Source organism: Desulfosarcina variabilis str. Montpellier, from assembly GCF_048565275.1.
GTDB classification, from domain to species: Bacteria; Desulfobacterota; Desulfobacteria; order Desulfobacterales; family Desulfosarcinaceae; genus Desulfosarcina; species Desulfosarcina variabilis.
On sequence record NZ_CP159846.1, the window covers coordinates 3,859,608 to 3,873,956 of the forward strand.

7 protein-coding genes are annotated in these 14,349 nt (G+C 52.4%); 4 read left to right on the forward strand and 3 right to left on the reverse strand.

Annotated features, from left to right (window positions below; translation table 11 throughout):
- Positions 1-78: 78 nt before the first annotated feature.
- The 3 genes from Dvar_RS17390 (at position 79) to Dvar_RS17400 (ending at position 5,663) form a co-directional block, all read left to right on the forward strand.
- Positions 79-1,635 (forward strand): ATP-binding protein, encoded by a 1,557-nt coding sequence (locus Dvar_RS17390; RefSeq protein ID WP_419662946.1) that lies wholly within the window; start codon positions 79-81, stop codon positions 1,633-1,635.
- A gap of 169 nt (positions 1,636-1,804) precedes the next feature.
- Positions 1,805-3,430: an ATP-binding protein gene (locus tag Dvar_RS17395; RefSeq protein WP_419662947.1), complete on the forward strand. Its 1,626-nt coding sequence runs from the start codon at positions 1,805-1,807 to the stop codon at positions 3,428-3,430.
- Between the two features lie 217 nt (positions 3,431-3,647).
- On the forward strand, positions 3,648-5,663 hold the full coding sequence (locus Dvar_RS17400) for a serine/threonine-protein kinase (RefSeq protein ID WP_419662948.1): 2,016 nt from the start codon (positions 3,648-3,650) through the stop codon (positions 5,661-5,663).
- Between the two features lie 278 nt (positions 5,664-5,941).
- Here Dvar_RS17400 and Dvar_RS17405 read toward each other — a convergent pair whose 3' ends face one another.
- Positions 5,942-7,996, reverse strand: a complete 2,055-nt coding sequence (locus tag Dvar_RS17405; RefSeq protein WP_419662949.1) for a molybdopterin-containing oxidoreductase family protein — start codon at positions 7,994-7,996, stop codon at positions 5,942-5,944.
- 580 nt (positions 7,997-8,576) lie between these two features.
- Here Dvar_RS17405 and Dvar_RS17410 point away from each other — a divergent pair.
- Entirely contained in the window at positions 8,577-9,221 is a 645-nt protein-coding gene (locus Dvar_RS17410; protein WP_419662950.1) for a methyl-accepting chemotaxis protein, read from the forward strand.
- A 2-nt stretch (positions 9,222-9,223) separates the two neighbouring features.
- Here Dvar_RS17410 and Dvar_RS17415 read toward each other — a convergent pair whose 3' ends face one another.
- Both Dvar_RS17415 and Dvar_RS17420 read right to left on the reverse strand, forming a co-directional pair.
- Positions 9,224-12,922, reverse strand: a complete 3,699-nt coding sequence (locus tag Dvar_RS17415; RefSeq protein ID WP_419662951.1) for an ATP-binding protein — start codon at positions 12,920-12,922, stop codon at positions 9,224-9,226.
- 426 nt (positions 12,923-13,348) lie between these two features.
- Positions 13,349-14,338, reverse strand: coding sequence for an alpha-ketoacid dehydrogenase subunit beta (locus Dvar_RS17420; protein WP_419662952.1), 990 nt, complete (start codon positions 14,336-14,338; stop codon positions 13,349-13,351).
- Positions 14,339-14,349: the final 11 nt, after the last annotated feature.

The following is a 14,349-nucleotide window of genomic DNA, read 5'->3' on the forward strand; positions in this document are numbered from 1 at the left end:
TTTTTCTCCTTTTTTCTGTTTGTCATGATCTGCATGATGGTGCTGAATTTTTCCAGCTCATTGATATTTGATAATCTTATGAGAAAGTATTTGCTACCGGAACTGCCGATTTATTCGAGTCTTTGGCGCGATCGGTTCCGAGGGGGGCAGCATCTTCTCATGGAAGACTTCAATGCGCTCCCACCTGGAAAATGGGATGACTATATTGAGCAGTTGCAGCCTTTTTTCGTCTATCCCATGGCCTTGGCAGATATCGGCCAACTACCACTATCGCCGGAGGAGCGAAATCAGTTGATGGATGGCCAGATCGTTGTCAGGGAAGGCGCGACTATTTTTCATCAACGCATCCTTGAAAGTGACAAGGCCGTCACCATGGGCCCCCTTGAGAGGGAGAACAATGATCCAAATTTTTACCGGGATCTGACCAGTGGCCATTACCATCTTTTTATGGAAGACCTCAAGGCAATGTCTCCCGAGAATTGGAAAGGGTATATCCGGAACCAACAGCCCTATTTTGGCTATCCCATTTCACTGGACGATATGAGTCAATTGGCATTGTCGCCAACCGAACATGACGAGTTGAGAGATGGTTGGATCGTCGTCAAACATGACGAAGATGGTATGCGCTTTCATAGACGCGTGCTTGACAGCGATAAGGTGCTGACCATGGGCCCCTCTGATGGGATAGGCGCCTGGAATTATGTTATCATATGGTGCACCTTTTCCATCATGTTTGGCTCCATGGCACTAATCTGGGCACTGCCGTTCTGGCTGAGGCTTAAGAAAGTCATCCTGGCGGCCCAGGCCTTCGGCCGTGGAGAGTTCGATGCCCGGGCCAATCTCCCCCGAAGCTCCGCCCTGTCGCCGCTGGCCGCTACCTTCAACGACATGGCCGGACGCATCCAAAGGCTCATCAACTCTCACCGGGAACTCACCCGGGCTGTATCCAACGAACTGCGCACGCCCATCTCACGCATCCGCTTCGGACTGGAAATGGCCAATACGGCCGACAGTGAACCGGACCGGAGACTTTACCTGGCTGAGATTGGCCAGGCTGTGGACGAACTGGAATCGTTGGTGGCGGAACTGTTGATCTACGCGCGATTTGAACGAGAAACGCCTGAGCTCGATCAGGAAGAACAGTGCCTGGCCCCCTGGCTGATCCAGACGGTTAACACCGCTAAAAATGGCTTTTTACAGATAGACATTTCGTGTCGTATCGAACCTGTGGCAAAGGATCTTACGGCAAAGATCGCGCCGCGCTACATGGCCCGGGCGGTGAGTAATCTGGTCACCAATGCCGGCAGGCATGCAAAAAGCCAAATCATTGTCAGTCTGGAGAAAAAAGACCACATGTGCATGATTCATGTGGATGACGATGGTCCCGGCATTGCCAAGGCCGATCGCAAACGGATTTTCGAGCCATTTGTACGCCTTGATGCCAGCCGCGACCGGGACACCGGCGGTTCCGGACTGGGACTGGCCATTGTTCAGCGCATCGTCACCATGCATCGCGGAGCGGTGTTGATAGAGCCGTCTCCATTGGGTGGTGCCCGGTTTACGGTTCACTGGCCTTCTTCTATGTCTATTGGATCAGCAATGCACCTGCAATTACAACATTCAACGAGAAAATGATAAGATTGTAGGTTGGGTTGAGGAACGAAACCCAACTATAGACTATTAAAATGTTAGGTTTCGCAAGCTCAACCCAACCTACACGGGATGAAAACGGTTTAAATTATTGACATTGTTTATAAAGCAAATTCTTGGCGATTGATATTTTGTAACAATAGAGTGTGCGTCGATGAAGCGAGTCTTTCTTTCCTTTTTTCTGTTCGTCATGATCTGCATGATCGGGCTGAATTTTTCCAGTTCATTGATATTCGGTAATCTGGTGAGTAAGTATTTGCTACCGGAACTGCCGATTTCTTCGAGCCTTTGGCGGGATCGGATCCGAGGGGGGCTGCATCTTCACATGGAAGACTTCAATGCGCTCCCACCTGAAAAGTGGGATGAATATATTGAGCAGTTGCAGCCTTTTTTCGTCTATCCCATCACTTTGGAGGACATCGGCCAACTACCACTATTGCCGGATGAACGAAATCAATTGATGGATGGCCAGATTGTTGTCAGGGAAAAAGCAACGATGTTTTATCAACGCATCCTTGAAAGTGACAAGGCCGTCACCATGGGCCCCTTTGAGGGGGAGAAAGACGATCCAAAGTATTACCGGGATCTTACCAGAGGCCTTTATCATATCTTCATGGAAGATTTTAAAACAATACCTCCCGAAAATTGGAAAGGGTATATCCGGAATTTGCAGCCCTATTTTGGCTATCCCATTTCACTGGAGGATATAAGTCGATTGCCATTATCGCCAATCGAACACGAGCAGTTGATGGATGGCTGGATCATTATTGGACAATACAAAGATAGTTTGCTTTTCCGTCGCCGTGTGCTTGACAGCGAAAAGGTGCTGACCATGGGGCCTTTTGATGACATCGGCGCCTGGAATCATGTTATCGTATGGAGCACCTTTTCAATCATGTTCGGTCCCATGGCGTTAATCTGGGCGGTGCCGTTCTGGCTGAAGCTCAAAAAGATCATTGCCGCAGCCCAGGCCTTCGGCCGCGGGGAATTCGATGCCCGGGCCAAGCTTCCCCGAGGTTCCGCTCTGGCGCCGTTGGCTGGTACCTTCAACGACATGGCCGCACGCATCCAACGATTGATCAGATCCCACCGGGAACTCACCCGGGCCGTCTCCCACGAATTGCGTACGCCTATTTCGCGCATCCGTTTCGGATTGGAGATGGCCAACACGGCCGATAGCGATCCGGACCGGCGCCACTATCTGGCCGAGATCGGCCAGGATGTGGACGAACTGGAGGCGTTGGTGTCGGAGCTGTTGATCTACGCTCGATTTGAACGGGACACGCCTGAGCTCGATCAGGAAGAAACGCACCTGGCCCTCTGGCTAATGCAAACGGTAGATACCGCTAAAAATGGATTTTCACAGATAGACATTTCGTGTCGTATCGAAACTGTGGCTAAGGATCTTACGGCAAAGATCGCGCCGCGCTACATGGCCCGGGTGGTGATCAATCTGATCACCAATGCCGGCAGGTATGCGAAACACCAGATCATTGTCAGCCTGGAGAAAAAAGACCACACATGCATGATTCATGTGGATGACGATGGTCCCGGCATTGCCGAGGCTGATCGCACACGGATTTTTGAACCCTTTGTACGCCTTGACGCCAGCCGCGACCGGGACACCGGCGGTTCCGGGCTGGGGCTGGCGATTGTCCAGCGGATTGTCACCATGCATTGCGGGACGGTGTGGACGGAGCCATCGCAGTTGTTGGGCGGAGCACGGTTTACGATTTGCGTGCCCCTGGTCGGCACGGTTTTGCCATCCCTGCCAAATTGAAAACGAAAAAAGGGGAACCCTGTTCCCAATCCCAAGGATGGTTGCCACTATTGTAAAATGGTGTTAATGATCTCTGTTGAGTTTTTTTGCCAACTTATCATTTTGGTAAAAAATGTCCGAGTCATAAGAAACGGACTTTCTGAACCGATAAGGGAAATCAGGCAGAACGCTTCAACGGACGGACAGGCATCGTTGAATAAGATCGAATGCAGCAGAAGTGGACTATCCTAAGACCATCAAAATAAAAAAGGGCCGTTCCCCATCATCCATGCCTGAAAAAGGAGCATTGTCCGGGAGCGGCACCGGAAATGAACGCATAGCCGTTCAGACCCACACCCCATCGCCTTCCACCATCCTTCACAAACGCTATCAGGTGATCCGTAAACTCGGGTTTGGCGGGATGGGGGCTGTTTACCTTTGCAAAGACATCAAGCTTGGGCGGCTGGTTGCCATTAAAGAGTTGTCCAGCTCCAAGGTTGGGAGAGACGCAGGGTATCAGCGGCTCATCGCCGAAGCCCGGGCGCTTGCTGCGCTGGATCATACCAACATTGTAAGGATTTGGGATGTGGTGGACAACCCGGTGCATCCGTTTATCATCATGGAATATGTGAACGGTGAAACCCTGGGGCAGTTTTTACACCGGGAGGCGCCGCTTCCCATCCACCGTGTCTATCCGATTATCCGGCAAGTCGGCGCCGGGCTTAATTTCGCCCATTCGCGGGGATTGATCCACCGGGACATAAAACCGTCCAATATCCTTCTTACCGCCGATGGGGTGGCCAAATTGACCGATTTTGGCTTGGCCTTCCGGAAGGGCCAGTCGGAATTGACCCGGACCGGTGTGGCCATGGGATCTCCGGGGTATGCTGCGCCGGAGCAGCTTCAGGATGCCAAGCGGGTCAATCATCGTGTGGATATATTTGCTCTGGGCGCAGTGTGTTATACGATGCTCACCGCTCAATCCCCCCAGGTTATCCATCTGGATAAATTGCATCCGCATGTTAAGCTGTTTTTGGCCAAGGCCCTGGCGACGCAACCGGAAAAACGGTTTCAATCGGTTGCGCTTTTTCTGAAAGCGTTCGAACGCCTGGTGAAGGCCTCCCATATTTCGGCTAAAGGGAAATCGAGATCCTCAAAGGGCCAGGCCCCGAAGCCCCGGCCGGCCACCCCCCCGCCCAAAAAAGAGGCCGTCAAATCGAATTTTGAAAACGTTCCTGAGAACTTGAAGCGTGATATCCTCAAACAAATGCTTACCGGGAGCCCCCCCAGCAACCAGCAACGGGTCATCTGGCAGGAAGTGTTGAATTTGTCTGGAGGCAATACCGTCAAATTGACCGACCTGATCGGTTTTATTCGTGAACACAGCCAGGCGGCCGTAACCCGTCAACAGTTGATCCTGGTCCAAAAGAAACGGCAGTTGAAGAAATTTCAGGTGGAAGTTAAAAGCACCCTGAAGAACAGCAGCTGGTCTCTGGACGGAAGCGCCATCCACCGTCTTAACGAGCTGGGGCGTATTATGGTCGGATGGGGGCCGGACAGGGTCAGGCAGGAATGCGACCGGATCGGTTTTCATGGAAGACTTGAAAAAGCGATGATTGATGGAAAAGGGCGACTGACCCGGCAGTCATACCATCAATTTATAAATGAGGGCCGCAGCATTGGATTGGATGCCCCAAGGATCGATAGGGTTCTTGATGAATACAGAAAATTGCTTGGCTTGAACGGCGGCAACACGAATGTGACCATCGCGGATCTTTTCTCCCGGATGCATCCAGGGGATACGACGTTTGTGAATCACCTTGGGGGAAAAAGCGCTAAAACCGACCTGCCATCCATGCCGCACATGGTAAATGGGATCGATGATGCGGCTGAGTATAGATCCATCAGTTCAAAATTAAAAAAGAAACTGCCGTTTTTGGTACCGCTTGCGATCCTGGGTGCCTGTTCCACTTGGACGGTGTCCGCACAATACCTGACCGGTGGCAAGTTGATCGCCGCCGTGACCGGCGGCTTCGTGTTTGGCGCAACCGGGCTGCCCCTTGTATTGTGGCTTCTCTATCAGGCCGTGCGTCTGATTTTCAATGTATTGCGGGTCGCGGCCTGGATGATTGCGAGTGTGTTGTTTATCCTGCTTTCACTTTTTACTTATTTAATCTTTCGCTATGGTCTGGATAGCGGGCTGCAGCAAACGGACGCGTTGATCAGGCATATTATACACGAGTTTTTACTTTGAACCTTCCTCCCCCCCTACCGAGTTAGTGTCCGTCCAGAAATAGGAAAATTTGGTCGAGATCAAGGCGCACGAAAAATTTTACCACAGGCATATAGTTGATATTCCGAGGATAAAATTTTTCGCGCAACGCCGATATCGGGCAAATTGGCCATTTCTGGATGGGCACGAGTTAAAAATGAAAAAGGGTGCGCCTTGCCTTAAAAGCCAAGCTGCGCACCCTTTTTACACCTTGTTTCGGAAAATCGATTATTTTGCTCTAATTAAGCGAAAATCCATTGTTAGGACAGTTTCACCAACCGGCAGGCCACGCCACGCATGGTAATGTAACCGGAGACCGGGTCTAAGAGTTCCGCATCCAGAAGGACGTTGCAGTTGGCATCGGCCCAGCCATGGGGGACGGAAACCACGCCGGGCAGAATGTCCGGGGTAACCTTGGCGCGCATCTTGATGCTGCCGCGCGGGGTTTCGATACCGATCATTTCACCATTGAAAATATTGTACTTGTCGGCGGTGGCCGTGTTGATTTCCGCCTCGGGTTCGGGGCGGATCACACGCAGGGTGGTATCGCGCATCTGGGCGTCGATGTATTCGACGGTCCGGGCGCCGGTGTTGAGCACTTCCGGGTATTCCTTGACGATTTCCGGATTGCTGACCTTGCTCTGTTCGGGCTCGACATGCACAGGAATGGGATCGGCACCCAACTCGGCCATACGGTCCGAGTAGAGCTCGACCTTTTTGCTGGCCGTGAAGAATCCTTTTTTCTCGTGGAGCCCGTAGGTCTTTTTACCGAAGTAGAGGCCTTCGGGATTGTCTTTCAACTGCTGCATGGTGATGCCGGAGGTGGAGAAGAAATGCTCGGCCACTTCCTCGTCCGAGTTCCACGGGAAGTATTCGCCGTATCCCATCTTGCGGGCCAGCTCGCTCCAGATCCACCAGATCGACTTGCTTTCATACAGCGGCTCGATCACGGCTTTGCGCAGCATGATCCAAGGCTCGCAATAGGAAATGCCGTAGGGGAATCCACCGATACCGGTCTCTTCAAAGCAGGTGCAGGCGGGCAGAACGTAGTCGGCCATATTGGCGGTTTCGGTCATCATGGGATCCATGACCACGATCAGGTCCTGGTTCTTCATGGCGGCGTTGAAGCGTTTGGTATCGGCAAAGGTCACGGCCGGGTTGCCGCCCGAGCAGATGAAGGCCTTGATCGGGTAGGGGTTGCCCGTGATCATGGTATCGCACATCAAAGATGAGGACCCGTAAGGGGGCGGATTTTTGCCGAACTGATGGAATACGGGAAATTCATCATAACCCAGGGCATTGCCTTCGATGTTATCGGGCAGGCGCATGTCGGCCAGGCGAACCATGGGGCAGGTGACCCAACCGCCAGGACGTTCGACATTGCCGGTGATGGCTTGCAGGATCGAGTAAAGCCGGTGGTTCTGCAGACCATTGGTTCCCTGGTTCATGCCGCCCACGCCTTCGACGATGCAGCCGGCTTTGGCATTGGCGAACATGCGGGAGATCATGCGGATTTCCGCAGCGCCCACACCGGTGACCTTGGCGGCCCATTCGGGTGTGCATGCGGTGACGGATTCGGCCAGTTTGTCAAACCCATGGCAGTATTTTTCGACAAACTCTTTGTCATACAGCCCTTCCTTGATGATCACGTGGATCATGGCCTGGCCGATGGCAGCGTCCGTGCCCGGGCGCGGCTGCAGGAAAATACCGTTATTGGAGATGGGAATACGACGCACATCGATGGTGATCAGGGATGCGCCGGCTTTGACGGCATCACGAATGATGCGGCCCATGGGAAAGTAACTTTCATCCGGGTTGCGGCCCCAGAGGATGATACAATCGGCGTTGGCCGGTTCTTCAACCGGATAGCGGCCAAAGGTGATCTGGCGGGCCAGGATGCGGGAGCGGAAGCAGTTGCCTTCAGCGTTGAAGAAGTTGGGGCTGCCGTAGGCACCGCGGAAGCGCTGGTTGAAAGCTGCCATTTCAAAGTGTTCCACACCGACGGAACCGGTATAGGTGGCCAGGGTTTTGGCGCCGTATTTGTCCTTGAGTTCCAGCAGCTTGTCGCCGATTTCCTGCAAGGCCTGATCCCAGGAGACAGCCTGGAATTTGCCGTCGACCTTTTTCAGCGGGGTCTTGACGCGGTTGGCGGAATAGACGTACTCGGGTACCCGGGCGCCCTTGGGACAAATGGCGCCTTTGTTGAGCCAATGATCTTCAATGCCCTCCACTTTGACCAGCTTGCCGTCTTCAACATATGCATTGATACCGCAACAGTTGATACATAGGCCACAATCGGTTTGAATGACTTCCATCGCTTGCCCTCCAAGAATGTTGAATGTCGTTTTTCGTGGTCGTGGAGTTCAACCCAAGACCCATTTTTTGATCACGCGGGCCGGTCCGGCCGCGCATGAAAACCTATCCATTTCTTAGCGATCTATTGCTTTGATTGCAATTGGATATTCACAATTGTTGAATGGTTGTATTATGTTTAAATTCAATAAATTGAATGTTAATATCTACGGTTTGATATTTTTGAATTAACCGAAACGAACAAAAAATTACCATTTTTATTCTAAAAATTCTCTATAGAGAACCATCGTTCTCTACAACTACCCAGATATTTGCGCTTTGTCAAATAAAAAATGTTCGACCAGGAAAATCTTTGATTTGAAAAATGATAGGCAGAATACCGGGAGAGATTATGCCAAAAATTCACGTTTTTCACTTTGCCCACGACCATGAAGCGCCGTGAGCATCAAGTGCGTTACAGAGCGGTCTTTTATTAAAAAATCCTTTTGGGGTGAATGGGTTGCTTTTTAGGATAATGAGTCGGAATGGGATCGAATAAAGTCTATTGTATAATAAAGGTAAAATCGCTGACTAAATCCGAGGGTGATCGCACAGAACGCCGAAAAGGCCAGGGGCATCACCGATCAGGCTGTGTACAAGGCCAGCGAGGCCTCCGGCCAGATGGACGAGCTGGGAGAGGCCGCTTCGGGTATCGGAAAGGTGGTCGAAACCATCACCGAAATCTCCGAGCAGGTCAACCTGTTGGCCCTTAACGCCACCATTGAGGCCGCCCGGGCCGGAGAGGCGGGCAAGGGCTTTGCCGTGGTGGCCAACGAGATCAAAGAACTGGCCAAGCAGACCTCCACCGCCACCCTGGAAATCAAGGAGAAGATCGCCCACATTCAGGGCAGTACCAACGTCACCGTGAAGGGCATCGAGGAAATCTCCGCGGTGATTAACAGCGTCAACGACATCGTGGGAACCATGTCCACGGCCGTGGAAGAGCAGTCCGCCGCCACCCAGGAGATCGCCACCAACATTGGCCAGGCCTCCCAGGGCATCCAGGAGGTCAACGAGAACGTCAGCCAGAGTTCCACGGTGGCCGCCGAGATTACCCAGGATATTGCCGTGGTTAACCAGAGCGCCGGGGAAATGTCCAACAGCAGCGACCAGGTGAGTGCCAGTGCCAATGATTTGCAGCGTTTTGCCGGAGAGCTCGACCAGATCGTTTCAAGCTTTAAATTCTAATTTCAGGCGTCAAGCACCGACCTTACCGCAGTGCCGATTTTTTCAATGGTATAGGGCTTTTTCAAGTACATGGATGCGCCTATTCGAAGGACCTCGCGGATGCGGTCGGTTTCGGAAAAGCCGCTGGCAATGATCGCCTTTTGGCCTGGATGACGGCGGATGACCTGTTGGTAGGTGTCCAGCCCATCAATGCCCGGATCCATGATCATATCCAACACCATCAGATCAACGGTGTTTTTACTGAGATACTCGACTGCCGCTTCCCCGCTCTCGACAGCAAGTACGCGGTATCCCAGGGTGGTTAAAATGGCCGAGGCGATTTCCCGCTGCTCCCTGACGTCATCCACCACGAGTATGGTTTCCCCATTGCCCATATAGGTGTCCATGGCCTTGGGGGTGGTATCTTCAGCGGGTTTGCGGGTGACGGGAAAATAAAGTGTGAAACGACTCCCCGTATACTTGTCGCTTTCAAAATCAATGTAACCTTGATGATCCTTTACCGTTCCCCAAACCACGGACATGCCCAATCCAGTGCCGCTGCGACCCATTTTCTTTTTGGTATAAAATGGCTCGAAAATTCGGTTGAGGTCTTCAGGCGGAATGCCTGTTCCCGTATCCCTGACCGTAAGGGCGATATAGTCGCCCTCGTTGACCACATCGTATCCTTTAATGGGCTGCTCAATATAGCAGTTTTCTGTGGTGATGATGATCCGACCGGCTTCCACGATGGCCTCGGCAGCATTTGAGACCAGGTTCATCAAGGCTTTGATCAGATGGACGGGAGAGCCGGAAATGTTCATCAACTCCGGATCCAGATGGGTTTCAATAAGAATATGGGGATGATAGGAAAGCAGTTTGCCATGCTCAGGACTTTCCAGGTAGTCTTCTACAATCTTGTTCAAGTTGATCACTTCGGCAACGGCCACCCCACGGCGGGCCAGGGTTAACAGATCCTGAACGATGGTGGCCGCCCGTTTACCAGAATTGAAAATGGTCTTGATGGGTTCTTTGAATTTACTGTCTTCGGGTAGTTGAAGCAGCAGCAATTCCGGATAACTGACAATACCCGAAAGGATGTTGTTCAAATCGTGGGCCACCCCGCCGGCCAGGGTACCGATGGCCTCCATTTTTTCGGCACGCCGCAGACGAGTGGTGAGTTTTTCTTTTTCTTCGATGGCCTGCTTGCGATTTTCTGCACCGATTGCCAGACCAATGATATCGGCGATGGAATTGGCGAAATTGATTTCGTCTAAATGCCATTCTCGGGCGTTGTTGATTTGGGTGAAACTGACCATCCCTGCCATTTGTCCACCCTCGTTAACACTGGCGATCAGCATCGAACGGATATTGCGTTGGGCCAGGTAATCGTCTGCCAGGTCGGCCAGGCGATCGTCGTTTAACGCATCGCTCGCGGCAATGGTTTTGTTTTCGCGCAGTGTCGCCATGAACAGCGGATAGTCGATGATGCGAAAGGAGTGCGCTTCAGGAGCGTGGCGCGTGCCGCTGATAACCAATTCCCGGCACTTCAGGAAAATGCCCTGTTCATCCAGCAGCCAAACGCCGCATCGGTCCACTTGCAATGTTTGTGCGGCCAAAGGAACAATCGTATCAAGCGCGATGGTCAGATCTCCACTGTATATTTGTTCATTACCGGCCAGATGGAGCAGGGCGTTGTTCTGCTCTCGCATTCGCGCTTCACTTTCCTGCTGAATTTTTTCGACCCGTTTGCGCTCGACGATTTCCTTCTCCAGTTCGTGGGTGCGCTCTTTGACCATGATTTCCAGGTTATCCCGGTTTTTGGACAGTTCGTCCTGGGCCTGTCGCCGCTGGATGATCTCTTTTTCAAGCTGGACATTGACATCCTCAAGCTCGGTTTTGGAACTTTCCACGTCGTTGATATAGGTCTGGACGGAGTCGGCCATTTCGTTGTACGCCTTTGCCAGCTGACCCATTTCGTCACTGGTTTGCTGTTTCAAACGGTAGCTGCGATCTCCCTGCTGGAAACGGCGGATGCCTCTGATGATGGTAGTAATGCGGGTGGTCAATACACCGGCCATGAAAATGGCGATGAAGATGACGAAAACCACCATTAGCAACGTATACAAGGAAAGATGGCGGAAAGCATTTTGCAAGGAGGCGCGCATGAGGGTGAGATGGTCTTTCTTTTCAATCTCCAGTTTTTGGGTAAAGCCGGCCTCGATGTCGCGGATGGTTTCCGCGGTCTCCATGGCACTGCGATGAAATTCGTCCACGTTGGCGCCAATGGTAACAAAGCCGAATCCTCGCGGGTGCTGGCCATACATGCCCGTGTGGTAGGGAATTGCCGCCGCCGTGGTCAATTTCCACAGCCCACTCCAGAAAATAAGAAAAGAACCGGAACCGCCGTTTTGGGTCAGATTATGCCAGCCGGTGCATTGGGGGGCAAAATTGAGATAGCGGCAATCCAGTCCAAACATTCCCCTTTGGGTTAAGGGTTGTGCCGGCTTTTTGGAGAGGGCCTGCTGTTTGAATTGAGGCGCCTGGGACTGGAAGATGTCCATGGACATATCGCTTTGCTGCCACATGGCATACATCTCTTGATCCAGCCAGGGCACGCTTTGCTGGCCGGTTTCAGGGTCGTACCCTACGATAAAGTAATCCCGGGGGTGGGAGATGTTACGTCCTTTGTAGTCCCAGATGAAGGCATAGTTGCCACTGCCGGCATCGGAGATGGCTGAATAGCGATCGGCCGTAGGAACGACGTGGTCGGTGAATTCCATGATATGGGTGTGATCCAGTGCCAGCGTTACATAGCCGGCAATCCGGCCGTCTTTCACCACCGGTGTGCCCCAGCGTACCAACCCCTGGAAACGGATGCCGACCGGATTTTCCTTGCCGGCATATCCGGACTTTTCCGGAGCAAAGTCGATGCCCAGCTTTTTTGCTTTCGCCCGATTATACGTGCCGATCATATGGCCCTTGACATAGGGCCCGATCACTTCGGAAACGTAAATTTTTCCAGGTTTCAACTGCTTCAGGGTTTCAAAATAGGTTTCCGCACGGCAGTAGGTATTCGCCGGGTCGGCAACATTACGACGGGTCACAGGGAGTTGCCGGGAGGTCCCCACTTTGACGATTTCATTGCCGGAAGGGTCGATAAACGTCATTTCGAGGTAAAGCGGCCGGTTTTCAAGGATGCCATCCCGATCCGGCGGACGATAGTGAAAATCCCGACGGTTGTCATCATTTTTGGCCTTGATGATCGGTTCATTGGTCATGTCCGGTACCTCACCGGGGACCCACTTTTCGCCGCGATCATCCATCACCCATGGGCGGTGCAACATCACCGACCGGAACCGTGAATCGAGAAATTGGCGATATAACGCTTCATTGGTCGGTATCTGTGCGGCCAGTAAAATATCCCTGTCCCTGTCATAGAGAAAGGCGGCCACCTGTTTGGCCGTATCGGTGGTCAGTCGTTCAATGGCTTCACGGGACTTGACATCCAGGGCACGAATGGAATTTTGTGTGGACAGCTCTGACACGCCGCTGACCACCTCGTGGGTATTGGCAATCATGCGGGTGGATCGTTGTTCAACCGTATGGGTTAGTTTGGCGATTTCATCCCAGGCAAACCAGGCCAGCGCGATCAGTGGGAGGACCTTGATCAGGATGAAGATGGTGATCAGTTTGGTTCGAATTCCAAAAGAATAGCGACTCATTGATGTTTGGGTCCTTCTTTCGCTGCTTTCTGCCTTGCCGTCCAGCCTGATGGAAGATTGTCAGACTGGTTCGCAATCGAAGTGGTCAATCATGTGGCAGTGCGGTTCAACGTCGTGGTCAAAGGCAATCGTGCTGTTCATTACCCATTGAAAATATTCATATCATGTTAAGGTCGTCGAAATAAAGGGTTATCCTGACTGCTCGGTCTTCCATGGCCATCCTTTTTTCGGATGGGTGTAATTCTTTTACTTATCGGCAGAAGATGCTTAAGAATAAAGAGAAGGATGTCAATCAAGACTTAACGAGTGCAGAAAAAAGTATCGCCATCGGAATCGAAAAGCATTGCAAGTGATAGGCTTCGATACCGACAGCGATAATGATGAAAACCGGATAGGGGAGTCGTCGTGATGAGGATCGTCTGATATTTACGCAGATGCCCGTTCAATGATCGCCTGAACTGCCGCGATTACCCGGTCAACGCTGGGCAGGACAAAATCCTCCAACGGGGGGGAAAACGGGATGGGGACATCTGCGGCCCCGACACGTTTGATCGGCGCCTTCAGTTCATCGAACAATTCGTCCTGAAGCCTTGCCGCCAGTTCAGCTCCAAACCCACCGGTCAGGCACGCTTCATGAACGATTACCGCCCGGTGGGTTTTGCAAACGGAAGCGGCTACGGTGTCCATATCCAGTGGTTTGAGGCTCCGTAGATCCACAATTTCCGCCTCGATTCCCTCTTCGGCCAGGCTGACGGCGGCTTCACGGCATAAGTAATAACTGGCGCCATAGCAAAAAAGAGTCACATCACGGCCTTCCCGTTTTACCGACGCCTGGCCCAGGGGGATCAGATAATCACCCTCGGGTACCGGTCCTTCCTTAGCAAACAATTTTTTGTGCTGGAAGAACATCACCGGGTCATCGTCCCGGATGGCCGCTTTGATCAGCCCTTTGACATCGGCCGGTTCACTGGGCACCACAACTTTAAGACCGGGCGTATGCACGAACCAGGCTTCCAGAGACTGGGAGTGTTGGGCCGCGGCGCGCAGACCCGCACCATCCGGACACCATACCACCATGGGCAATTTGACCTGGCCGCCGAACATGTAGCGAATTTTGGCTGCCTGGTTGCAAAGCTCATCCATGCCGCAGGTTACGAAATCGGAAAAATGAAAGTCGACGATGGGTCGCATTCCGGTCATGGCCGACCCCACCCCGCAACCGGCAATGCATGCCTCGGAAATGGGGGTGTCAATGATGCGATCAGGAAATTGTTCGGGAATACCTTGAAACTGGCCGAAGATGCCGGCATGGGCGACCAGGTCCTCACCTAAAATGAAGACGGTTTCGTCCCGCTGCATTTCTTCGATCAGGGCTTCGGCCAGGGCAGCGGCGCTGGAAAGAATTCTATTGGACATCACGGTTCCTC